Source organism: Serratia sp. GW822-FHT06E05 (assembly GCF_058799445.1).
In genome coordinates this window covers 195695-219815 of record NZ_JBXALM010000004.1, presented here as the reverse complement: position 1 = coordinate 219815, position 24121 = coordinate 195695, and the positions used below count along the sequence as shown (strand labels likewise).

Below are 24121 nucleotides of genomic sequence, written 5' to 3'. Positions count from 1 at the left end.
GATGGGTATTAGGCAAAAAAAAACACTTGCCGCGGTGGCAAGTGTATAAAAAAGCAATCAGGTCTAGGACAACAGGGGCGGTGCCTCACTCAACGTTTTGCCCGGAGTGTGATGTCAGCCATTGCAAGCAACGCCGTCATCGTTCTGGTGGGCAATAGGCACCCTAAATCGGCTCTGCGTCATTCCCAGGGTTTATGAAGCCTAAGGCGAACATAAGAGGTGGAATGAGCATCTACATGGTGGATATTGCACTTGGCGTGCCAACTTTGGGAAAAATGCATCGTTCCTTCAGGCGAAAAGCCTAATAAGCTGAATTAAAACAGATTTAATCTCAGCACTTCGTTTCATTCCGCTCACTGCCCTTTCTGCTGCTATCACCTGACGTTTGCAGATATGTCGCCTTAAAACGACGACTTAAGCCAAAGTTATTTTTATTCAATAAAATCAATTCATTAAATGTCTCAAGCTGACGACAATGCGGCATGCCGATGTCGCCGGAAGCCAACACCAAGCCAAAAGCGTCCTGGCGGGATACGATAGATAGCGGGCAGAGGCAAAACCAGTGCAGGAGGACGCAAAGCGGAATGTCAGAAAGCAAAACGCCCGTTCATTGCTGAACGGGCTTTTCTGAATGTGGTCAGCGAGAGAGGATGACTTGCATCTGCGATGCCGCCCTACGGGCCGTTGCTAAAGCAACGTTGTCTCGCTGCGCTCGGCTCAAACCTCCTTCGGAGGTGCTCATCCTATAAACTACAGATGTAAAAAAACCCGCTAAAAGCGGGCTTTCTTGAATGTGGTCGGCGAGAGAGGATTCGAACCTCCGACCCACTGGTCCCAAACCAGTTGCGCTACCAAGCTGCGCTACTCGCCGATTTCTTGTTGCAGATACTACTAAATTTTATCGCTTATGTCTATGTAAATATTAAATTTATTAGACATTTTGTGTGGTGCGAAGAGAGGGACTTGAACCCTCACGTCCGTAAGAACACTAACACCTGAAGCTAGCGCGTCTACCAATTCCGCCACCTTCGCACAGTCACAAAACAGCTTAAAATTCTTCACTTCTCTTAGGAAGTGGGGTGGCTAATGGGACTCGAACCCACGACAACTGGAATCACAATCCAGGGCTCTACCAACTGAGCTATAGCCACCATTACTTCTTAACTACTTCACGCGGTAATACTACCACCGCAGCTCTTGCACACAAACTTAATGGTGCGCCCGACAGGATTCGAACCTGAGACCTCTGCCTCCGGAGGGCAGCGCTCTATCCAGCTGAGCTACGGGCGCATAGCGCCGTTGCGGGAGGGGATACTACGGATTTAACACAATCCTGTCTAGTGCTTTTTCGCAGAAATGTTGTGTTTGATTACGCTTTGCTCACTCCCGCGCAGGAAACCGCTATCCGTAGCCCCTTTTCACCGGTTATTGCTGTGTTTCTGTCCGTTTTTCAGCCGGATGATGTTTCTTGTGCATGCCGAAAGCAAAGTAGCACAGGCTGACTGCCGCTAAGAAAATCGCCCCGACCAGCAAAGAAATTCGCGTATCCGGGTTAATTCCCATGCCGATCAGCACGCAGACCAAGAAAGCGATAGTCAGATAGTTCACATAGGGGAACATAATCGACTTAAAGCTGTGGGTTTTAATCGCTTCCTTATGGGCACGGCGGAAATACAGTTGGCTAATCAGCACCACGAACCACGGCACCATGCCCGGCAACACGCTGGCGCTGTAGACATAGACAAACACCGCCTGCGGATTGGGAATGAGGTAATTCAATCCGGAACCGACTAACAGACAGGCAATGGTCACGGCGATACAGTTAACCGGCACGCCGTTGGCGGACAGCTTGGTCAACGACGCCGGCAACTGCCGGTTTTTAGCCAGTGCGTACAGCATACGGCCACCGCTGTACATCCCGCTGTTACAGCCTGAAAGCGCAGCCGTGAGCACCACAAAGTTAATGATACCGGCGGCAGCGACGATGCCGATTTTGGCAAAGGTCAGCACGAAGGGGCTACCTGCGGTGCCAATGCCGTTCCAGGGGAAGATGGTGACGATGACAAAAATGGCACCGACGTAGAAGATCAGGATACGCCACAGGATATTGTTAATCGCACGCTTCAGAGTCACCTGCGGGTTTTTGGCTTCACCGGCGGTGATCCCCACCAGTTCAACGCCCTGATAGGACGCCACAACAATACAGAGCGCGAACAGGAAGCCCTTCCAGCCGCCGGCAAAGAAACCGCCGTGCTCGGTCAGGTTGGCAAAGCCAATCGGCTGCCCGCCATTCCCGAATCCAAAGAAGATCACCCCCAACCCCACCAAAATCATCACAATGATGGTGGTAACCTTGATCATGGCAAACCAGAACTCCAGCTCGCCGTACAGGCGCACGGCGGCCAGGTTGGCCAGCGCTACCATCGCCACGGCGATCAACGCCGGTATCCACTGCGGGATTTCCGGGAACCAAAACTGCACGTAGACCCCAACGGCGGTGATTTCCGAGATGCCTACGGCAATCCACATAAACCAATAGCCCCAAGCGGTCAGGTAGCCAAAATAGGGATTCATGTATTTATGGGCATAAACGGCAAAGGAGCCCGCGACCGGTTCAAGGAACAGCATCTCGCCCATCGAACGCATAATGAAGAACACGAACAGGCCGGCGATGATATAAGCCAACAATACCGATGGCCCCGCCCATTTCAGCGTGCTGGCCGAGCCCATAAACAGGCCCACCCCGATGGTGCCCCCCAGAGCAATCAGCTCGATATGCCGGGCTTCCAGCCCCCGGTGTAGGCCTTGCGGTTTTTCTTTGTGTGCCATAAATCCTCAATATTATTTTTTTGATTGTGTTTGCATGCCGGCCGTTACCGGTCGTTATTGTTTTAATGAAAATAGCGTAAAACCTCTCCCGCCGCGTTGGCGGACACCAGCTTGTGATGGGACGATCTTACGGTGAGAAAAACGTCGTTAAGCGCTATCACGTTTTGCGCCAACGCTCAGGGATAATTTCCGGGCGGTATCGTTTCGCATTTTGCCGCTATAAGCAAACCGCAATTTAAAACTTTATGGAATAAATACAGGCGAGTTTATGGGCTGAGGTTATAGGAGTGCTGACGAATCCGTCATAAAGCAGGTTATTTGAACAACATGGCGCGCCGGGGCGGGATCTTCCGCCCCAGCATCGTTCTTACATCTTACCGCGGTAATAGTAGCTGACAAACTTCAGCAGTTTCAGTTGGCGTCCCAGGCGGCTCGGTTGACTTAACAGCCGATAGAGCCACTCCAGACCGAGGTTCTGCCAAATCTTTGGCGCACGCTTCACGTGCCCGGTGAACACGTCGTAAGTACCGCCTACGCCCATATAGAGCGCCTGCGGATGCACTTTACGGCAGTCACGCATCAGGATTTCCTGTTTCGGCGATCCCATGGCCACCGTCACTATGGCGGCACCGCTGCCGCGAATGCGTTCGAACAGCGCATCTCGCTGTTCAGGCTTGAAATAACCGTCCTGGCTGCCCACCAGGTTTACATTCCACTGGCTACGCAGCTTCTGTTCGGTTTCCGCCAGCACCGAGGGTTTGCCGCCAATCAGGAAGACCGGCGTACCCTCGCGTCCGGCGCGCTGCATCAACGCTTCCCACAGGTCGGCTCCCGCGACGCGTGATACCTGCGCCCCCGGGTATTTACGGCGTATTGAGCGCACCATGCTGATGCCGTCGGCATACTTGTATTCCGCTTCATCCAGCAAGGCGTGCAACGCCGTATCTTCCTCCGCCTTCAGTATCTTTTCGGCGTTCATCGCGACCAGCGTGCCCTGCTTTACCCGGCCGCCGTCAAACAGAAAATCCAGGCATTGCGCCATATCGCGAAATCCCCACAGGCTGAAACCGCGCAGCTCATATTGAGGAACCGAAATTTTTGCGTCCATCGTTATTATTACCCTTACAGAAGGCCGTCGACCCGTACGGATGATGGCGTCGATGCCAGCGTACGCGTACGCCGCACCCGTGCCTTAATCAACCCGGCAGTGTCAAACAGCCAGTACAACAACTTAGCCATCAGCAGGCAGGCGCCAAAAATAAGGCAGAAGAACACCACTCGCGAGACAAAGGAATCTACCCCTTCCCGCGCCAACACGATGATGTTGAATACCGCACCGAAGCAGAAACTTTGCAATATCGCGGCTTTATACCGGTTAGGTTCGCTTTTGCCCATCTCATACAGCCAGTCGAACCACTTGATGATCATCCCGACCAGCACCGCGCCAACGGGAATAAACACCGCACCGCCCATCACCACCAGTGAGCCGATAAGCGTGGGTGAAATCGCCAGGCCGGAATGGTTATTCAGCACTTCCCAGGTGAAATAGTTGGCGCTATTGAGCACCGTGTCTGGTCGCCCCGGCCACAGCCAGGCCGGAATGAACACGTAGAAATCGCGCACTATCGGTGCCAGGCCCTGGAAATCAATCTTGTCGTAGTTCTGCAGCAGCAGCGCCAGGTTTTCCCATGGCGAGAAGGTATCGCGCGTCAGGTAAAGGAAGGTATAGAACGCTTCGGGACCGCTGACGTCCAGGCTGTAGCGCTTTAACGCCAGCCAGAACATGCCGACGATACCAAACACGCCGGCGGCCACCAACATCCACAACGAGATCCAGCCGCGCACGATGCCGATAAACAGAAATAGCGAGAAGGCAATAATGATATTGGCGCGGGTACCGCCAACTATCACGTAAGTCAGGATGCCAAAGGCCACCGTCGCCGCCAGGAAAAAGAACCAGGCGCGCAGATCTTGCTTCAGGAAATACACCACCAGCATCGCCGGGATGAAGAAATAGAAGAACCGCTTGAGCGCCACCCCGGAGACATCGCTGGAGAAAATCTGGCTGTAAGAGTTGAGCTTGAACAGCAGGAAACCGTTTTGCATGAAGAAAATGCCGACGGTCGCCATCGCCACCAGCGCCAGCAGCATCCAGGTCAGATGGGTTTCCACCCGGTTCATGGTGAACACCGGCTTACGCGGTTGCACGCTGCGCTTTCGCAGCCGGGTTTTATAGCTGACGTAATAAATCGCATAAAAGGCAGTAGCGGAGAGGATCGCATAGAGTAAAAACTCTACCGGTACCACCTCGACGTCAAACTGAAACACCAGCAGACAGGTCAGCGGGAAACCGAAGTAAAACGTCAGCAAATACAGTAGCGTAAAGAAGACGTTAAAATTGAAACGGACGCGCCTAAACTCCTGGTAAGCCAGCGTCAGAATAAACAGCACGCTCACCAGATAAACGATAAATAACCCGCCAAATTGCGCCAGCGTCATACGTTGTCCCCTGCCGCCAGGGTTAATGCCTGCTGCCAACCATCAACGTAGTTAGGGTTGAAGAAAGCGATGGCCTGTTTATCGACGGAGGCCAGTTGGCGTTGAGCTTCACGCACTACCGCCTCATCCAGCGAATCGCCATAGAACAGCACAGGCAGATGTTGCTCCGCCAGATCCTGCCAGAACGGGTTCTGCCGGCTCAGCACAAAGGGCACGCCAAACTGGATCAGAAGACACAGCGTGCCTATGCCCTGCTGGCGGTTAAAAATAAAGTAACCCAGATCGCACTCGCGCAGGATATTCAGGTAATCGTCGAACGCCACCTGCTGCGTCAGCACCTGCAGGTTCCTGGCGCTGAACAGCTCTAGCCCGGCACTGCGTACCTGTTCAATATAGGCGTCGTTATTGGCCGGGTAGCCCATCGGCAGGATCACCCGCACCTCGGCGCCAAACTGCTGATGAATCGCTTTCAACGCCTCAATATGACGGTTGGTACGATCGCCAGAGTTCCCCACCAGAATGGTCATCGGCCCGGCCAGGTTTTTCTCTACCTCAATGCCGGTTAACGCCGGATCCATCCGCGTCGGGAAATACAACAAAGAGGCCGGCACGCGGGCATGGCGCTGCTGGTAATGAATAATATCACCGCGGGTCGCGAACACGTGTCTCACTCTGCCCTGCGCAATACGGCGCAGCAAATAGAACAGGCGGAATTTCCAACTGGTGGCGTTTTCATACAAATCAGCGCCCCAGATATGCCAACTCACCTGATCGGCCTTGATTTTACCACTCAGCAACGCCAACCACAGCGTAGGGTTAAACTGGCCGTGCAGGAAGAAACGTTGATTGCGATCGGCCTGCGCGCGGGAGATGACCGCCATCGCCAGACTTTTCTTGTCCGGATGGCATTCAATGCTCAGCTCGGGGAACACCCCTAACGCAGCGGCATCTTTGGCAGCCACCATAAAATGACGCGTCTGTTCGGACGGCAGGCGTTTCGCCAACACATCGTTGAAGAAACGCAGCACCGTCTGATTGTGATGCGGGATGTCAGATCCCAATACGTGAATCAGTGTCGTCATACTCGTCTACGGTAAAGAATAAATACGCAGCTACAGAGCGTGAAGTACACGATGTAGGTTGCCATGTAGGCCTGTGCCGCTCCCAGCGCGCCATGCAGCGGTATCAACCAATGCGAGAACAGCGTTAACAGCAGGAACTGACTGACTTCGGTCAGGATATAAAAACGCAGCGACGCCTTGGCAATCACCAGATAGCCGAACACATAGGCGCCCACTTTCAGCACGTCCCCCACCAGTTGCCAGGCAAACAGATCGCGCATCGCGACGAATTTGTCCGTGAACAGCAACCAGATGGCGAAGTCGCGCAGTAACCAGACCGTGAAACTCGCCGCCGCTACTGCGGGCAGTACAAATTTTAAGGAGCGCACAATCTCTTGAGATATGGCGCTTTTTTCCTTCAATCGCGACAGCGTTGGCAGCAGATAAACGGTAAACGAGGCGGTGATAAACTGCAGGTAAGCGTCGGAGATGCTGCTGACGCCCTGCCAAATCCCGACCTCATCCCAACTGTAATGGCTGGCCAGCAGGTTACGCATCATCACATAGGCCACCGGCAGCGTCACTGATGTGATCAATGCCATGATGGTGAACTTGCCAAGATGGCTGGCTAACGCCTTGTCCCATGCCAATGCCAAATAGCGCAGCGGCAAGGTTTTGCGCCGCCACAGCATAAAACCTGCGGGCAACACCACCAAGGCCGGCACCAGTGCCAACCCCGCCAGCGCGCCTTCGTAGCCGCCCAGCTTAAAGCACAGGTAGTAGGCCACTACGCCAATCAGGCTACCGCCAATCACCGCCAGCGCGTTGCCCATCGCATCGCGGTAGCCTTTCAGCACCGCCATAAACAGGTTGGCATAGGCGATACCCATCTGAATAAAGGCTACCGCCCGCACCACGCCGACATAGTCAGCATGGCCGAACAACCCGATACTGATAGGCTCCGCCGCGAACAGAAACACCAGCGCCAGCAGCGTGGAGAAACCCAGCACAATGCTCGACGCCGTCCCGACAGCCAGCCGTAACCGCTGCGGATCCTGATGATATTCGGCAACATACTTGGTGATGCCGTTAAAAATCCCGGCGCCGGACAGCACGCCCAGCACGGTAATCAGCTGACGGAAGTTGCCCGCCTGTCCAACCCCGCTGGGGCCAAACGCTACCGCCAGCAGTTTCACTACCAGCAGCCCCGCGCCAATTTTGATCAGCGTGGAGCCTGCGGTCCAAATTGATGTTTTTGCCAGCGACATATCAGGCGCAGAAGCTAAGAATGGTATTGATCACTGTGCGTTGAGTGACATCAGACATATTGTAGAACAACGGCAAACGGACCAAACGCGCACTTTCCTGACTGGTGAAGCGGTCTTCGCCGGAAAAACGGCCAAAACGATCGCCCGCCGGGCAGTCGTGCAACGGGATGTAATGGAACACCGCCATGATTTCGGCCTCCTTCAGATAATCGATAAAGGCCGTGCGGTCTTCAATATCACGCAGTTTGATATAGAACATGTGTGCATTGTGCACGCAGTCCGCCGGAATGGTCGGCAGCGCGATGCGCCCAGCTTTTGCCAGCGGCAGGAAACTGTCGTAATATTTCTGCCACAGCGCCAGGCGGCGTTGATTGATGTGATCGGCCGCTTCCAGTTGACCCCACAAATAAGCGGCCTGCAAATCTGACATCAGATAGCTGGAGCCGATATCGCGCCAGGTGTACTTGTCTACCTGACCGCGGAAGAACTGGCTGCGGTTGGTGCCTTTCTCACGAATGACTTCCGCCCGGTCAATCAGTGCCGGATCGTTGATCAGCGTGGCGCCACCCTCACCGCCTGCGGTGTAGTTTTTGGTTTCATGGAAGCTAAAGCAGCCAATATGACCGATGGTACCGAGCGCTTTGCCCTTGTAGGTAGCCATCACCCCCTGCGCGGCGTCTTCCACCACGTACAGGTTATATTTTTTCGCCAGCGCCATGATGGTGTCCATCTCGCAGGCTACTCCAGCGTAATGCACCGGCACGATAGCTCGCGTCTTATCGGTGATGGCCGCTTCGATTTTAGTTTCATCGATGTTCATGGTATCCGGACGCAGATCGACAAACACCACGGTGGCCCCGCGCAGCACGAAGGCATTGGCGGTTGAAACAAAGGTAAAGCTCGGCATGATCACTTCATCACCCGGCTGAATATCCAGCAGGATAGCCGCCATCTCCAGCGACGCGGTACAGGACGGCGTCAACAGCACCTTCGGGCTGCCAAAACGCTGTTCCATCCACTGCTGGCAACGGCGAGTAAAACCACCATCCCCGCACAGCTTGCCACTGCCCATCGCAGCCTGCATATAGTCAAGTTCAGTGCCAACAACCGGTGGTGCGTTAAATGGGATCATGTTTTCCTCTGTATAACCAATACGAGGTGCTTTCAATAACAGCACCCCGTCGTTGATAGAGCCGTAGTGCGGCCAGATTACCAAGCTGGGTCGCCACCCGCAGACGCTGCTGCGACCGTTGTTGACACTCTGCAATGGCCGCCGCCATTAGCCGCGCACCAATCCCTTTGCCTGACGCACCAGGGAAGGCCGCCAGCAGACCGATTCTCATTTCCTTATTGCCGATATCGCGCAGGCTGACAAAACCCTCCGGCTGACCTGTCTCGTCCAGTGCCAACAGGCATTGGTGATCAAAGGTTCCCAGTACCGCTTTTTCGATCCAGGCCGCATAGAAACGCCCGCTATCCTGAACGTCGTACCAAGGGGCCCGAAAACGGCTGGCGGTGAAAACATTGGCCGCCGCCGCACGCAATACCGGAATATCCTGTGCCACTGCCGGGCGAATCGCCAGCGGTGACGCACTCTGCGACAATGCACATTCCGTGCCGATATTCAGCAACAGATCGACCTCAGCCTCAACCAGTTGGAAACCCAGACCCGACAATGCATCCGCCCAGGTGGTTTGGTGCGCCGGAATTTTGGCTTGCACCAAGGCGTAGGCTGCCAGACCGGCCTCGGTCAACGCCGGGGCCGTGGTGGAAAAGTTGAGTTTGGCGCTGCTAAGGGCGAAAAACTCAGTTTCCCAGGCTAAAGGCTCAATAGTGGCGTGGACGCGCATGCAGCAAATCCAACAGATACTTGCCATAACCGGTTTTGGAAAGAGCACTAGCGGCACGTTTCAAATCTTTATCGTCCAGCCAACCGTTGCGCCAAGCGATCTCTTCCAGGCAGGCAATTTTAAAGCCCTGGCGTTTTTCCACCGTCTGCACGAAGCTGCTGGCTTCCAGCAGGCTGTCATGGGTACCGGTATCCAGCCAGGCAAAACCGCGGCCCAGCAGTTCAACGGTCAGCTCGCCACGCTCCAGATACATCTGGTTAATGCTGGTAATTTCCAGTTCGCCGCGTTCTGAAGGCTTCACCTGCTTGGCAAACTCCACCACCTGGCTGTCGTAGAAATAGAGGCCGGTCACCGCCCAGTCAGATTTTGGCTTTTTCGGTTTTTCCTCGATCGACAGCGCACGGAAATTATCATCAAACTCCACAACGCCGAAACGCTCGGGATCCATTACCTGGTAGCCAAACACCGTGGCACCTTCGGTGCGCGCCGCTACGGTTTTCAGTTTTGGGCTGAAAGATTGGCCGAAGAAGATGTTATCCCCTAACACCAGACAACAAGAGTCACCATTGATGAACTCTTCACCGATCAGGAATGCCTGCGCCAGGCCTTCTGGTTTAGGTTGCTCGGCATAGCTGAGATTCACGCCGAACTGATCGCCATTTCCTAACAGACGCTGGAACGAAGGCAAATCTTCCGGTGTGGAAATAATCAAAATGTCGCGTATACCCGCCAGCATCAGCACCGACATTGGGTAATAAATCATCGGCTTGTCGTAGATCGGCAGCAACTGCTTGGATACGCCACGGGTAATAGGGTGCAGTCGCGTACCGGAACCGCCTGCCAGAATAATACCTTTCATACTCACTCCAAAGAACCCATAGGGCCACCACTCAGGCGGCCAGGGCTTAAATTTAGTCGGATAAGCCTAAACGTTCACCCGTATAAGACCCGTCCTGAACGCGACGCCACCAGGTTTCATTGTTCAAGTACCAGGAAACCGTTTTGCGAATGCCGCTTTCAAAGGTTTCTTGTGGGTGCCAACCCAGCTCCCGGTCAATTTTGCCGGCGTCGATCGCGTAGCGCATATCATGGCCCGGGCGATCTTTGACGTAAGTGATCAGATCGCGGTATTGCGCCACGCCCTGCGGTTTGTTCGGCGCCAACTCTTCCAGCAGATCGCAAATGGTATGCACCACTTCGATATTTTTGCGTTCGTTGTGGCCACCGATATTGTAGGTTTCGCCTACCACACCTTCGGTAACCACCTGATACAGAGCACGCGCATGATCTTCGACATACAGCCAGTCACGCACCTGCGCACCGTTGCCATACACAGGCAAAGGTTTACCGGCAACGGCATTGAGGATCACCAACGGGATCAGTTTTTCCGGGAAGTGATACGGGCCGTAGTTATTGGAGCAGTTGGTGACCAGGGTCGGCAAGCCATAGGTGCGCAGCCAGGCACGGACCAGATGATCGCTGGACGCCTTGGAGGCCGAATACGGGCTGCTTGGCGAGTAAGGCGTGGTTTCGGTGAACAGATCGTCCGTGCCGTGTAGGTCGCCATACACCTCGTCGGTGGAGATGTGGTGGAAACGGAAGCTCTGCTTTTTCTCCGCCTCCAGCGGTTGCCAATAATGGCGGGCCGCCTCCAACAGGGTATAGGTTCCCACCACGTTGGTCTCGATAAAGGCCGCCGGGCCATCTATCGAACGATCGACGTGACTTTCCGCCGCCAGGTGCATGACCACGTCTGGCTGATACTGGGCAAACACCCGATCCAATGCCGCACGATCGCAGATATCCACCTGCTCGAATGAATAGCGTTCATTATCGGCAATCACCGCAAGCGATTCCAGATTACCCGCGTAAGTCAGCTTATCCACCACCACCACGCTGTCCTGCGTGGCTTCAATAATATGCCTGACGACCGCAGAACCGATGAAACCGGCGCCCCCAGTGACTAAAATACGTTTCAACGCCATACTCCTTTGGTATCTACAACCCACGTTTGTTTTATTTCTTCCGGCCTAATTGCCTTGAATTGCTTATGATCGACCAGCATCACGATCACGTCCGCCTGCTGCAACGCGTCAGCCATCGCTTTCAGAGTCACATGGCCCGCCAGCGATTTCGGCAGTTGCTCGACGTTCGGCTCCACCACCAGGGTTTCACCCACGTGCCAATCGGCAATCAAATGCGCCACTTCCACCGCCGGGCTTTCGCGCAGGTCGTCAATATTCGGCTTGAATGCCAGGCCGAAGCAGGCAATTTTCACTTCTGATGCGCGCTTGTCGGTGGCAGCCAGACAGTCGGCAACCGCCGCTTTCACGCGATCAACCACCCACAGCGGTTTTCCGTCATTCACCAGGCGCGCGGTATGAATCAAACGCGCCTGCTGCGGATTCTGCGAGACGATAAACCAAGGGTCAACCGCGATGCAGTGGCCACCTACGCCAGGGCCAGGCTGCAAAATATTGACCCGCGGATGGCGATTCGCCAGGCGGATAAGCTCCCAGACATTGATGCCCTGATCGGCGCAAATCAACGACAACTCATTGGCAAAGGCGATATTCACATCGCGGAAGCTGTTTTCGGTCAGCTTGCACATCTCAGCGGTGCGTGAATTGGTAATCACACACTCGCCCTCGAGGAAAATCTTGTACAGCTCGCTGGCGCGCTCCGAGCATTTTGGCGTCATACCGCCAATCACCCGATCGTTTTGAATCAGCTCAACCATCACCTGTCCCGGCAGCACGCGCTCCGGACAGTAGGCAATGTTCACATCAGCGGCCTCACCGGCCTGCTGCGGGAAACTGAGATCACTACGCGCTTCTGCCAGCCACTGCGCCATCTGTTCGGTCGCGCCCACCGGCGAGGTGGACTCAAGGATCACCAGATCGCCTTTTTTCAGCACCGGTGCCAAGGATTTGGCTGCGGCCTCGACATACGCCAGATCCGGCTCATGGTCGCCTTTAAACGGCGTCGGTACCGCAATCAGGAAGGCATCCGCTGCCAGAGGTTTGGTCACCGCCTGCAGATAGCCGCCGTCGACCGCGTCTTTCACCACTTTATCCAGGTCGGGTTCAACGATATGGATCGCACCACGGTTAATGGTATCCACCGCATGTTGGTTAACATCTACGCCCACCACTTTTTTCTTGCGGGAGGCAAACGCCGCCGCCGTTGGCAGACCGATATAACCCAGGCCGATAACCGAAATAGTGTTAAAACTCATAGTGTCACCTGATGATTCTTCAAAGCTTCCAGAATACGCTGGCAGGCATGCCCGTCACCGTAAGGGTTATGCGCCCGGCTCATGGCGTGATATTCGTTTTCGTCCGTCAGCAGCCGGTTAACCGCATCAACAATTTTTGCTACGTCGGTACCCACCAGCCGCACCGTGCCAGAATCTACCGCCTCCGGCCGCTCGGTGGTGTCACGCATCACCAGCACCGGCTTACCCAATGATGGCGCCTCCTCCTGAATGCCGCCAGAGTCGGTCAGGATCATATATGACTTAGCCATCAGATAGACAAAGGGCAAATAATCCTGGGGATCTATCAGGATGATATTATCAATCCCTTTCAGAATGCGGTTGACCGGCTCGCTGACGTTGGGGTTGAGATGCACCGGATACACCACCTGCACTTCGGGATGAGTACGGGCAATTTCTGCCAGCGCGCTGCAAATTCGCTCGAACCCACCGCCAAAGCTTTCGCGGCGATGACCAGTTACCAGAATCAACTTTTTGTCGGCATCCAGGAACGGGTAGCGTTGAGCCAGGCTGTCATGCAAGGCCGCATCGCCCATCACTCGATCGCGTACCCAGAACAATGCGTCGATCACCGTGTTGCCTGTGACGAAGATATGATCGTCCGGTAACAGTTCGCGCAACAGATTCTGTCGCGAATTCTCCGTCGGGGCAAAATGGTACATCGCCAGGTGGCCGGTGAGCTTGCGGTTGGCCTCTTCCGGCCATGGGGAGTAAAGGTCGCCAGTACGCAAACCTGCCTCTACATGCCCAACGGGGATTCGCTGATAAAACGCTGCTAAGCTGGTCGCCAGCGTGGTCGTGGTATCGCCGTGAACCAACACCACATCCGGTTTGAATTCCTCAAGAACGCCTTTCAGGCCTTCAAGGATGCGGCAGGTGATCTCACTTAATCCCTGGCCGGGTTTCATGATGTTCAGATCGTAATCAGGCACTATCTCAAATAACCGCAATACCTGATCCAACATCTCACGATGCTGTGCCGTCACGCAGACTCTTGATTCAAAGGCTTCATCCTGAGCCAGGGCATGTACCAGCGGTGCCATTTTGATGGCTTCAGGCCTGGTGCCGAAAACTGTCAACACTTTCACAGCGAATCTCTTTTGGTCGGTTAACCGCAGGCGAACCTGCGAATTGGGCGCTCTCACGCCCATCAGCGAATTATTATATTATTTTTATTTACGCGGCCGACGCACCAGGGCAACACCTGCGCCAACCAAAGCGCCCATCGCGCCCCACATGATCAACCAGAATACACGACGTGGGCTGTCACGTTTTACCGGCTCTTCCGGGGTCCGCAAATAGCGGTAAGTCTGGAATTTCTCGTCCAGCGTTGGGCCAACGTTCAACGTCGCCAGCATCGCGCGATTTTGATCGTAGTCCAAATCAAAGGTTGGGCCCGAAGCCTGTAATCCTTCCAGACGCGCCTGCAGCATAGGCTTGCCCAGCAGGAACAAATCGGAGTCTGGCAGCTGTTCTGCCGGGGTATCGGTCTGAGTCCGGCTAATGCCCTGCGTCTCGGCAATTTTTAACGCCTGTTGGATGGTGTTCAGCTCACGCTTGTACACGGCCTCTGCCACCGCTTCCTGGCGCTTGACCTGCGCCTTCATCGACGTGGTACGAGCCGCCCAAGCCCCCTGGATCTCTTCGTTTAAATGCTGAGCCGCGCGGTGGCTGGCAAACGCCACGTACTGACGCAGCAGGCGATTGGCATCTACCGCCGTTTCCGCCGTCAGTTTCACACCGTCGTTCGGCACTTTTTTGTCATCACGTGGCGTAAACTGAATATTGTTAATCAGCTCGTCGAGCAAGGCCGCATCGGCGCCCGCGTCGCCTTCCTGGCGCTGTTTGTAATAATCGCTCTGCAGCCAGAAATCTCGGCGCGTATCGTAAGCCGCCAGCTGCATAATAAATTCATTATAGGCTTCGTCAGCGATGCCCGGTTGCTCGGTAGCAGCCGCTGGCAGAGTACGCACATCCAGATTACGCAGGAACTGTTGCTGGGAATAATACCCCCCCAACGCATTCACCGTTGGCCGATCGGTAATCGCCGCCGCGCTCCACTCCTGTTTCACCAGGTAGGACACCACCAGCGCCACCACGGCGAACAGTACCGCAATACCGATAATCCATGACTTACCGCGCCACAGGGTACAGCACAGGCCGCGAATATCGAGTTCGTTATCCACTGCCGGGATAGTCTTGTCAGACGTTGTTTCTGGATTCATCACTGCCCAAAAGCCTCTGGTTAGGATTCTTGCTTATTGTCGTTCGAACGGCGCAGGCGCCGTTTGATACGCTTAATGTAACGTGCAACACGCCAGGCGCGCTTAATGCAGTAACCGTACAAGAAGAAGGCAAGCAAAAATAATGCCAACATCACCCATTCAGGGATAAAAGTAAGACGTTCGCCGATCACGCCGATGGCCGCCAGCAGCGCCGCCGCCAGGGTAATCAGCACGAAGGCCTGCCGTGGCGTAAAGCCAGCGCGCATAATCAGATGGTGAATGTGTTGACGGTCTGGGGAGAAGGGGCTCATCCCTTTGCGTAAGCGCCGATACATGATCGCAATCATGTCCATCAATGGAATAGCGATAATCCACAGGGCGGTAACAGGATTGATGGAATGGGCTTTACCCTGTGAACTTTGCAACAGCAGCCAAATAGCGGTGAAACCGATTAGCGTACTGCCAGCATCCCCCATAAATACCTTGTAACGTCGGCCAAGAATACCGAGGTTAAGCAGGATATAAGGAACGATGGCGGCAATCATCGCGAAGCACCAGAAAGCCAAATCGGAGTGGCCGCTCAGGTACAACAGCACGCCCAGCGCACCGAAAGAAACGCACGAAAGCCCGCCCAGCAGGCCATCAATGCCGTCTACCATGTTAAAGGCGTTGATAGCCGCCCAAACGGCAAACAGCGTGACCAGATAGCCGAACGGCCCCAGTTGCATTTCCCAGTCGCCAAGCACATGACCAAAACTGCGCAGGTAGAGCCCGGCAAACACCATCATCGCAATGCCGACCAATGCCTGGACCAGCGCGCGAATTTTAACGCTGATATCGAAACGATCGTCGAGAGCACCAACAAACACTAATAACCCCGCACAGGCGAGATAGAGTTTTCCGTGCGCAATCGTTTGGTCAGAGATCAAGAAAGCAAAGCACAGCCCGGCGTAAACAGAAATACCTCCGACAAGCGGGATCAACCCCTGATGACGTTTGCGGTAATTAGGTTTATCAACCAGACCAATACGTTTTGCTGCTTTGCGAGCAACAAAGAGAAAAGCCAAGGAAAACAGGAAAACAAATAGAATTTCAGTACTCATAGTGAGTAAGTTCACAGTTAACAAGATCTCTGTAGAAGATAAGGCAGCTTAACACGGGCGACAGGTCGCGCCATGAGGTCCCGCTACCTTTCAGTCATTTCCTATGACAACAGCCATTCATTCTTATTCCAACGCTTCTGTATGCCGTTTAAACAGCAACAATGCGCGAACGACGAAACGCCGACCGCAAATAAGATGAATTCTCAGTAAGCCATGAAAATAACTTACGTTTCCATTTCTGTTACTTATCGTATCTGCCAAAAGCAAAAAACGCCACGACTAGGCGTGGCGTTCTCTGAATTTTTTACTCAATTATGAGCGCATCGTCATTTATGAGCGCTTCATCATATCGAAGAATTCATCGTTGGTTTTGGTCATGGCCAACTTGTTGATGAGGAATTCCATTGCGTCAATTTCGCCCATTGGGTGAATAATTTTACGCAGGATCCACATTTTCTGCAGTTCTTCAGACGTGGTGAGCAATTCTTCTTTACGGGTACCAGAGCGGTTGTAGTCAATCGCTGGGAATACGCGCTTCTCGGCGATTTTACGCGCCAGATGCAATTCCATGTTGCCGGTACCTTTAAACTCTTCGTAGATAACCTCATCCATTTTCGACCCGGTGTCGACCAGCGCGGTAGCGATGATGGTCAGGCTTCCGCCTTCCTCAACGTTACGTGCCGCACCGAAGAAACGCTTGGGACGATGCAGGGCGTTGGCATCCACACCACCGGTCAACACTTTACCGGAAGCCGGTACCACGGTGTTGTAGGCACGCGCCAGACGGGTGATGGAGTCGAGCAAGATGATAACGTCTTTCTTGTGCTCAACCAGGCGCTTGGCCTTCTCGATCACCATTTCTGCAACCTGGACGTGGCGGGAAGCCGGCTCGTCAAAGGTAGAAGCGATAACTTCGCCCTTCACCAGACGCTGCATCTCGGTAACTTCTTCCGGACGTTCGTCAATCAGCAGAACCATCAACACGCAGTCTGGATGGTTGTAAGCGATGCTTTGTGCAATGTTCTGCAGCAGCATGGTTTTACCGGCTTTCGGCGGAGCAACAATCAGACCACGCTGACCACGGCCAATCGGCGAGGCCAGATCCAGCACGCGAGCCGTCAGGTCTTCGGTTGAACCGTTACCGCGTTCCATCCGCAGACGGGAGTTGGCATGCAGTGGGGTTAAGTTCTCGAACAGGATCTTGCTGCGGGCGTTTTCCGGTTTGTCGTAGTTAACTTCGTTAACTTTCAACAGGGCAAAGTAGCGCTCGCCTTCTTTTGGCGGACGAATCTTACCGGAAACGGAGTCACCTGTACGGAGGTTAAAACGGCGGATTTGGCTAGGGGATACGTAGATGTCGTCGGGGCCTGCAAGGTAGGAACTGTCTCCAGAGCGGAGGAAACCAAATCCATCCTGCAATATCTCCAACACGCCATCGCCGAAGATATCTTCTCCACTTTTCGCATGCTGCTTAAGGATAGAGAAGATAATGTCCTGCTTGCGCATGCGGGCAAGGTTTTCCAGCCCCATATTTTCGCCGAGAGTAATCAGCTCAGAAACCGGCGTATTCTTTAATTCGGTAAGATTCATAGTGGTGGGTTCTTAAACTCGGGGTATGTCTCGAACTTGTATCGTGAATGGTATGGCAGCGGGATATATCTTTCGTCTTTCTGGTGGTTGCCTTGGCCTTCCTTGCTTACCCCGTCACTTAGCGGACTAAGCTGCAGAGATTCGTTCGGTTGCCGACGGCCCACACCTTGAAATCCTTTGGATATTCGTGCCTGTTTACTGGACGTTCGATCGCCGGGCGCTGAGCCGTCACGGTAAGAAATGGCTTACAGAGGACGCGCGCATTGACGGTTTAAGATCGAAGGTACCTTAAAATTGATTTTGCAAAACCGTTTGATTGTTAAAACACGGGCTGAGTTCATTTTTTCTTTCAACGCCAGCGGTTCAACACAGAGTAAAGCTTTAGATTTAGACTCTTTAGATTTAAAACTTCGGGCAAGTTCTATATGCAGTATGGTTAAACTTAACACGCTTCTTGGCAGGCGTCTAGCGGTGAATTGAACATCCCCGCTAGACGCCTGTATATCCCCGTAGTCTCTCACTTCGCGGCTTTTTGACCGCGACGTCAGACCCCTTGGGCATAGGGCATCCCGCCCGATTACAGATTCGCGTTAAGGAAATCTTTGAGCTGGCCTTTGGACAGCGCACCAACCTTGGTCGCGGCCACTTCACCGTTCTTGAACAGCAACAGCGTAGGGATACCACGGATACCGTACTTAGGTGCGGTTGCCGGGTTTTGGTCGATATTCAGCTTGGTGATGGTCAGCTTGCCTTCGAACTCCTCGGCAATCTCATCCAGAATCGGAGCAATCATCTTGCACGGTCCACACCATTCAGCCCAGAAATCGACCAGGATTGGCCCTTCAGCTTTCAGCACGTCGTTTTCGAAGCTGCCGTCAGTCAGGTGAATAATTTTATCGCTCATGTTCTACTCCAAAGGATTGTGTCTACCTTGTTGGTGTAGCATTAACCAACCTAAGGTGACTTTATTTCACCGGATACGCTTTCGTAAAGCAATAGTTAGCTGATATTCTACCACACTATGAGCAAAACACACTTGACCGAACAGAAGTTTTCCGACTTCGCCCTGCACCCGTTAGTCCTTGAAGCCCTTGAAAAGAAAGGGTTTCAACATTGCACGCCTATCCAGGCGTTAGCATTGCCGCTCACGCTCTCCGGGCGTGACGTTGCAGGTCAGGCGCAAACCGGTACCGGAAAGACGCTGGCATTTTTAGCGTCTACTTTTCACTATTTGCTTTCTCACCCGGCGAAACAGGATCGCCAGACCAACCAGCCGCGCGCCTTGATCATGGCGCCAACGCGTGAACTGGCGGTACAGATCCACTCCGACGCGGAAGCCCTGTCCCAATCCACCGGCCTGAAACTTGGCCTGGCGTATGGCGGCGACGGCTACGACAAACAGCTGAAAGTGCTGGAAAGCGGCGTGGATATCCTGGTCGGTACTACCGGTCGTTTGATCGATTACGCCAAACAGAACTATATCGATCTGGGCGCAATCCAGGTCGTGGTGCTGGATGAAGCCGACCGTATGTACGATCTGGGCTTTATCAAAGACATTCGCTGGTTGTTCCGCCGCATGCCTGCGGTCGATCAACGCCTGAACATGCTGTTCTCTGCCACCCTGTCCTATCGCGTACGCGAACTGGCTTTCGAGCAGATGAACAACGCTGAATATGTCGAAGTGGAACCGGAACAAAAAACCGGCCACCGCATTAAAGAAGAGCTGTTCTACCCTTCTAACGAAGAAAAGATGCGTCTGCTGCAGACGTTGATCGAAGAAGAGTGGCCAGACCGCTGCATCATCTTCGCCAACACCAAGCACCGCTGTGAAGACGTCTGGGGCCACCTGGCCGCCGATGGTCACCGCGTAGGCCTGTTGACCGGCGATGTGGCGCAGAAAAAACGCCTGCGCATTCTCGACGATTTCACCAAGGGCAACCTGGATATTCTGGTCGCCACCGACGTCGCCGCTCGCGGTCTGCACATCCCGTTGGTGACGCACGTATTCAACTACGACTTGCCTGACGACTGCGAAGACTACGTCCACCGTATCGGTCGTACCGGCCGTGCTGGCGAAAGTGGCCATTCCATCAGCCTGGCCTGTGAAGAGTACGCGCTCAACCTGCCGGCGATCGAAACCTATACCGGCCACAGCATTCCGGTGAGCAAGTACAACAGCGATGCGTTACTGACTGACCTGCCTGCGCCGAAACGCCTGGCTCGCCCACGCGGCGGCAACGGTCCGCGTCGTAACTCAGCGCCACGTCGTGGCGGTGCGCCGCGCAACAACCGTAAACGTTCAGGCTGATAGACAATGCTCAGTTCCAGCGCACTTTATGCCGCTATCGATCTCGGCTCCAACAGCTTCCACATGTTGGTGGTGCGCGAGGTGGCCGGCAGTATTCAGACCCTGGCGCGCATCAAGCGCAAAGTGCGTCTGGCGGCCGGACTGGATCAGAACAACCTTCTGTCGCATGAGGCCATGCAACGCGGATGGCAATGCCTGAAGCTGTTCGCCGAACGCCTGCAGGACATCCCTCGCGAGCAAATTCGCGTGGTCGCCACGGCCACGCTGCGGCTGGCGTCCAATGCCGATGAATTCCTGCAGACCGCCGAGCAGATTCTCGGATGCCCGATCCAGGTAATCAGCGGCGAGGAAGAAGCGCGCCTGATTTACCACGGTGTAGCCCATACCACCGGCGGTCCGGACCAACGTTTGGTGGTCGATATCGGCGGCGGCAGCACAGAGCTGGTCACGGGGACCGGTGCGCAGGCCGCTCAGTTGTATAGCCTGTCGATGGGCTGTGTCACCTGGCTGGAACGGTTCTTCACCGATCGTAATCTGGGGCAGGAAAACTTCGAGCGGGCCGAACAGGCTGCGCGTGAAATGGTGCGCCCGATAGCACCGCAGCTGCGTCAGCACGGCTGGCAAATCTGCGTCGGCGCTTCCGGCACCGTCCAGGCGCTGCAGGAAATCATGGTGGCGCAGGGCATGGATGAACGCATCACCCTGTCCAAACTGCGCCAATTGAAACAGCGCGCCATTCAGTGCGGCAAGCTGGAAGAGCTGGAAATTGAAGGGTTAACGCTGGAGCGCGCCTTGGTATTCCCAAGCGGGCTGTCCATTCTGCTGGCGATCTTCCAGGAGTTGGGCATTGAAAGCATGATGTTGGCCGGCGGTGCGCTACGCGAAGGTCTGGTTTACGGCATGCTGCATTTGCCGGTCGAACAGGATATCCGCAGTCGCACCATTCGCAACCTGCAACGGCGTTATCTGTTGGATACCGAGCAGGCCGAGCGCGTCAGCCAACTAGCCGCCAATTTCTCGCAGCAGGTGAGCAATGAATGGCAGTTGGACGCTCGATGTCGCGAGTTATTGCACAGCGCCTGTCTGATCCACGAAATCGGCCTCAGCGTTGATTTCAAGCAGGCGCCGCAACACGCCGCCTACCTGATTCGCCATCTGGATTTACCCGGTTTCACCCCGGCACAGAAAAAACTGTTAGCCACCCTGCTGCAAAACCAGAGCAACACCCTCGACTTGCCACTGCTGAGCCAGCAAAACGCCCTGCCGCCACGTACGGCACAACGTTTATGCCGGATTTTACGCCTGGCGATCATCTTTGCCAGCCGTCGCCGCGACGACACGCTGCCTGCGGTGCGTCTGCGCGCCAATCATGATGACGAGCTGACGGTGATCCTGCCGCCTGGTTGGCTGGAGCAGCACCCGCTACGGGCAGAAGCGCTGGAGCAGGAAAGCCATTGGCAAAGTTACGTTCACTGGCCGCTGATACTGGAAGAGCAACGTTAAAATGACAAGGGCGCTAACCGCGCCCTTAGTCTGATGACAAACACCCGAAAACGTGGTTTTCGGATGTTTGGGGGTAAATCAGAAGACATAATCCTTTGTTTTTATTAGCCCCAAGGTCAGGACGTTTAACTGCAAAGGACTTTGTCAGCCATCTGAGGGCGCTAACCGCGCCCTTTCTTCTAGTTGCCGCCCTTGGCCTTGGCCAACTGAGCACGAATATTGGCCAGATGGCTCTGCCCTTTTTGCATCCTTTCCTGCGGACTGACCACTTTGCGCTCACTTTCCCACGCCAGGTCATCCTGCGGCAGTTCCAACAAGAAACGGCTCGGCTCCGGGCGAACCAACTCACCATATTGACGACGCTCGCGGCACAGAGTGAAAATCAGCTCCTTTTGGGCGCGAGTGATGCCTACGTAGGCCAAGCGTCGCTCTTCATCAACGTTATCTTCGTCAATGCTGCTCTGATGCGGCAATAACCCTTCCTCCATCCCCACCAGAAACACATAGGGGAACTCCAACCCTTTGGAGGCATGCAGCGTCATCAGTTGCACCTGATCCAGCTCTTCATCGCTTTCACCGCGTTCCATCATGTCGCGCAGGGTAAAGCGCGTCACCACCTGGGTCAGCGTCATCGGCTCATCCAGCTCGCTGCCTTCCAGCATTTCCGTCATCCAGCCGAACAGCGTATTGACGTTTTTCATGCGCATTTCGGCGGCTTTCGGGCTGGGAGAGGTTTCGAACAACCAGCTCTCGTAATCTACACCGTGGATCAGGTCACGCACCGCAGCCACCGGCTCGCGCTCCGCCAGTTGGGCGATGCCGTCCAGCCAGTGAGTGAAGCGTTGCAAAGACTCCAGCCCGCGTCCGGTCAGGTGCTGACTCAATCCAAGATCAAAACTGGCACGGAACAGGCTTTTATTGCGTTGGTTTGCCCATTCACCCAGCTTTTGCAACGTCGCCGGACCAATCTCACGTTTTGGCGTATTGACGATGCGCAGGAAGGCGCTGTCATCATCCTGATTGGTCAGGACGCGCAGATAGGCCAGCAGATCCTTGATTTCCGGCCGCGAGAAAAACGAGGTGCCGCCGGAGATCTTGTAGGGAATGCGGTTCTGCATCAGCATTTTTTCAAACAGCCGCGACTGATGGTTGCCACGGTAGAGGATCGCATAATCGCCGTAGTTGGTTTTCTTCACGAAATGGTGAGCTATCAGTTCACCCACTACGCGCTCGGCCTCGTGATCCTCATTATTGGCGGTCACCACCTTCAGCTCTTCGCCATAACCCAGTTCGGAAAACAGCCGTTTTTCAAACACGTGCGGGTTATTGGCGATCAGAATGTTCGCCGCCTTCAGAATACGCTCGCTCGAACGGTAGTTCTGCTCCAGCTTGATCACCTGCAGCGCCGGGAAGTCTTCCTTCAACAGCACCAGGTTCTGCGGGCGCGCGCCGCGCCAGGAGTAGATTGACTGATCGTCATCCCCCACTACGGTGAAACGCGCACGGTTACCCACCAACAGTTTTACCAGCTCGTATTGGCTGGTGTTGGTGTCCTGATATTCGTCCACCAACAGGTAGCGGATTCGGTTCTGCCAACGCTCGCGCACCTCTTCATTGCGCTGCAACAGCAGGGTCGGTAACAGAATTAAATCGTCGAAATCCAATACGTTACAGGCACGCATGTGTGCGTGATACAGACCGTAGCAATGCGCGAACAGCTTGTCGCGTTCAGAGCGCGCCAGCTCCATCGCCTTCTTGGGATCGACCAGATCATTCTTCCAATTGGAGATGGTGGAAATCAGCTGCGCCACCAGCGTCTTGTCATTCTCCAGCCATTTTTCGGTCAGCTCTTTCAGCAGCGCCAGCTGGTCCTGATCGTCGAACAGCGAGAAGTTGGATTTCATCTCCAGCGCGGCATATTCCCGCTTGATGATTTCCAGCCCCAGGGTGTGGAACGTGGAAATCATCAAACCGCGCGCCTCTTTGCGCCCCATGGTTTGCGCCACACGTTCTTTCATCTCACGCGCGGCCTTATTGGTAAAGGTCACGGCGGCGATGTGCCGCGCCTGATAGCCACAATTATGGATCAGGTGAGCAATCTTGTTGGTGATGACGCGCGTCTTGCCGGAACCTGCACCGGCCAGCACCAGGCAGGGCCCGGTAACGAATTCGACGGCTTGTTGTTGGCTGGGGTTTAATCGCATGGCGCTTTATTGCTCGACTTTATAACGTGGAAGGGGATTGTAGCAGAAAGCGCCGATGAGATTTAACGGGTATAATCAGCGCAATTTCTGTATCGATAAAGGCAATACCATGGCAAAGACGGCGTGCGCCCTGCACATTCTGGTAGATAACGAAAAACTGGCTGAAGAACTGCTGGCCAAGCTTAAACGCGGCGTCAGTTTCGACACGCTGGCGCGCAAATACTCAACTTGCCCGTCAAAGCGCAACGGCGGCTCGCTGGGCGAATTCAACAAGGGCACCATGGTGGCGGCCTTCGATAAAGCGGTGTTCAGCATTCCGCTGCTGAAGCCCTACGGCCCGGTGAAAACCCAGTTCGGCTACCACATCATCAAGGTGCTGTACCGCAACTGAGTGAGGGGGCAAA

19 protein-coding genes, 4 tRNA genes and 1 other RNA gene are annotated in these 24121 nt (G+C 54.6%); 3 read left to right on the top strand and 21 right to left on the bottom strand.

Annotated elements, in window-relative coordinates; all coding sequences use genetic code 11:
* Window positions 1–634 precede the first annotated feature (634 nt).
* The 20 genes from AC1RKC_RS13060 to trxA all read right to left on the bottom strand — a co-directional run bounded on the left by AC1RKC_RS13060 (window position 635) and on the right by trxA (window position 18606).
* A non-coding RNA gene (locus tag AC1RKC_RS13060) (RtT sRNA) lies at window positions 635–763 on the bottom strand.
* 31 nt (window positions 764–794) lie between these two features.
* Window positions 795–871, bottom strand: a tRNA-Pro gene (locus AC1RKC_RS13055).
* Window positions 872–945: 74 nt separating this feature from the next.
* Window positions 946–1032 (bottom strand) — tRNA-Leu (locus AC1RKC_RS13050).
* Between the two features lie 43 nt (window positions 1033–1075).
* Window positions 1076–1151, bottom strand: a tRNA-His gene (locus AC1RKC_RS13045).
* 62 nt (window positions 1152–1213) lie between these two features.
* A tRNA-Arg gene (locus tag AC1RKC_RS13040) sits at window positions 1214–1290 on the bottom strand.
* A 135-nt stretch (window positions 1291–1425) separates the two neighbouring features.
* Window positions 1426–2829 (bottom strand): bifunctional threonine/serine APC transporter ThrP, encoded by a 1404-nt coding sequence (gene thrP / locus AC1RKC_RS13035; protein WP_020824761.1) that lies wholly within the window; start codon window positions 2827–2829, stop codon window positions 1426–1428.
* Between the two features lie 367 nt (window positions 2830–3196).
* Window positions 3197–3937 (bottom strand): lipopolysaccharide N-acetylmannosaminouronosyltransferase, encoded by a 741-nt coding sequence (gene wecG / locus AC1RKC_RS13030; RefSeq protein ID WP_149574099.1) that lies wholly within the window; start codon window positions 3935–3937, stop codon window positions 3197–3199.
* Between the two features lie 14 nt (window positions 3938–3951).
* Complete coding sequence (gene wzyE / locus AC1RKC_RS13025) at window positions 3952–5328, bottom strand: ECA oligosaccharide polymerase (RefSeq protein ID WP_020824759.1); 1377 nt, start codon at window positions 5326–5328, stop codon at window positions 3952–3954.
* Window positions 5325–6410 (bottom strand): TDP-N-acetylfucosamine:lipid II N-acetylfucosaminyltransferase, encoded by a 1086-nt coding sequence (locus AC1RKC_RS13020; RefSeq protein ID WP_046374748.1) that lies wholly within the window; start codon window positions 6408–6410, stop codon window positions 5325–5327. The genes wzyE and AC1RKC_RS13020 overlap by 4 nt, the downstream gene beginning before the upstream one ends.
* Entirely contained in the window at window positions 6407–7657 is a 1251-nt protein-coding gene (wzxE, locus tag AC1RKC_RS13015) for a lipid III flippase WzxE (protein WP_493092567.1), read from the bottom strand. The genes AC1RKC_RS13020 and wzxE overlap by 4 nt, the downstream gene beginning before the upstream one ends.
* A 1-nt stretch (window position 7658) precedes the next feature.
* Window positions 7659–8789 carry a dTDP-4-amino-4,6-dideoxygalactose transaminase gene (gene rffA, locus AC1RKC_RS13010; protein ID WP_115057951.1) on the bottom strand — a complete coding sequence of 377 codons (1131 nt, stop codon included), beginning with the start codon at window positions 8787–8789 and terminating at the stop codon, window positions 7659–7661.
* Complete coding sequence (gene rffC, locus AC1RKC_RS13005; RefSeq protein ID WP_115057950.1) at window positions 8776–9507, bottom strand: dTDP-4-amino-4,6-dideoxy-D-galactose acyltransferase; 732 nt, start codon at window positions 9505–9507, stop codon at window positions 8776–8778. The genes rffA and rffC overlap by 14 nt, the downstream gene beginning before the upstream one ends.
* A complete protein-coding gene (gene rfbA, locus AC1RKC_RS13000; protein WP_115057949.1) occupies window positions 9485–10366 on the bottom strand; it encodes a glucose-1-phosphate thymidylyltransferase RfbA in 882 nt (293 codons plus the stop codon). The genes rffC and rfbA overlap by 23 nt, the downstream gene beginning before the upstream one ends.
* 52 nt (window positions 10367–10418) lie before the next feature.
* Entirely contained in the window at window positions 10419–11492 is a 1074-nt protein-coding gene (gene rffG / locus AC1RKC_RS12995; protein ID WP_174573603.1) for a dTDP-glucose 4,6-dehydratase, read from the bottom strand.
* Entirely contained in the window at window positions 11483–12745 is a 1263-nt protein-coding gene (gene wecC / locus AC1RKC_RS12990) for a UDP-N-acetyl-D-mannosamine dehydrogenase (protein WP_129941186.1), read from the bottom strand. Before wecC ends, rffG begins: the two co-directional genes overlap by 10 nt.
* Complete coding sequence (gene wecB, locus AC1RKC_RS12985) at window positions 12742–13872, bottom strand: non-hydrolyzing UDP-N-acetylglucosamine 2-epimerase (protein WP_020824751.1); 1131 nt, start codon at window positions 13870–13872, stop codon at window positions 12742–12744. Before wecB ends, wecC begins: the two co-directional genes overlap by 4 nt.
* 84 nt (window positions 13873–13956) lie before the next feature.
* Window positions 13957–15009, bottom strand: coding sequence for an ECA polysaccharide chain length modulation protein (wzzE, locus tag AC1RKC_RS12980; protein ID WP_041414104.1), 1053 nt, complete (start codon window positions 15007–15009; stop codon window positions 13957–13959).
* A 20-nt stretch (window positions 15010–15029) separates the two neighbouring features.
* Window positions 15030–16127 carry a UDP-N-acetylglucosamine--undecaprenyl-phosphate N-acetylglucosaminephosphotransferase gene (gene wecA / locus AC1RKC_RS12975; RefSeq protein WP_115057947.1) on the bottom strand — a complete coding sequence of 366 codons (1098 nt, stop codon included), beginning with the start codon at window positions 16125–16127 and terminating at the stop codon, window positions 15030–15032.
* A 315-nt stretch (window positions 16128–16442) separates the two neighbouring features.
* Window positions 16443–17702: a transcription termination factor Rho gene (gene rho, locus AC1RKC_RS12970; protein ID WP_004950874.1), complete on the bottom strand. Its 1260-nt coding sequence runs from the start codon at window positions 17700–17702 to the stop codon at window positions 16443–16445.
* 577 nt (window positions 17703–18279) lie between these two features.
* The gene (trxA, locus tag AC1RKC_RS12965) at window positions 18280–18606 is read right to left on the bottom strand and encodes a thioredoxin TrxA (RefSeq protein ID WP_020824748.1); all 327 of its coding nucleotides are present in this window, start codon (window positions 18604–18606) and stop codon (window positions 18280–18282) included.
* A 117-nt stretch (window positions 18607–18723) separates the two neighbouring features.
* On the opposite strand from trxA, the gene rhlB reads away from it, so the two are divergent.
* Window positions 18724–20010 carry an ATP-dependent RNA helicase RhlB gene (gene rhlB / locus AC1RKC_RS12960; protein ID WP_020824747.1) on the top strand — a complete coding sequence of 429 codons (1287 nt, stop codon included), beginning with the start codon at window positions 18724–18726 and terminating at the stop codon, window positions 20008–20010.
* Between the two features lie 6 nt (window positions 20011–20016).
* Window positions 20017–21513 (top strand): exopolyphosphatase, encoded by a 1497-nt coding sequence (ppx, locus tag AC1RKC_RS12955; protein WP_020824746.1) that lies wholly within the window; start codon window positions 20017–20019, stop codon window positions 21511–21513.
* 179 nt (window positions 21514–21692) lie between these two features.
* On the opposite strand, the gene rep is transcribed toward ppx, so the two are convergent.
* A complete protein-coding gene (gene rep / locus AC1RKC_RS12950; protein ID WP_048762492.1) occupies window positions 21693–23717 on the bottom strand; it encodes a DNA helicase Rep in 2025 nt (674 codons plus the stop codon).
* 109 nt (window positions 23718–23826) lie between these two features.
* On the opposite strand from rep, the gene ppiC reads away from it, so the two are divergent.
* On the top strand, window positions 23827–24108 hold the full coding sequence (ppiC, locus tag AC1RKC_RS12945) for a peptidylprolyl isomerase PpiC (RefSeq protein WP_041415145.1): 282 nt from the start codon (window positions 23827–23829) through the stop codon (window positions 24106–24108).
* The last annotated feature ends 13 nt before the right edge of the window (window positions 24109–24121 follow it).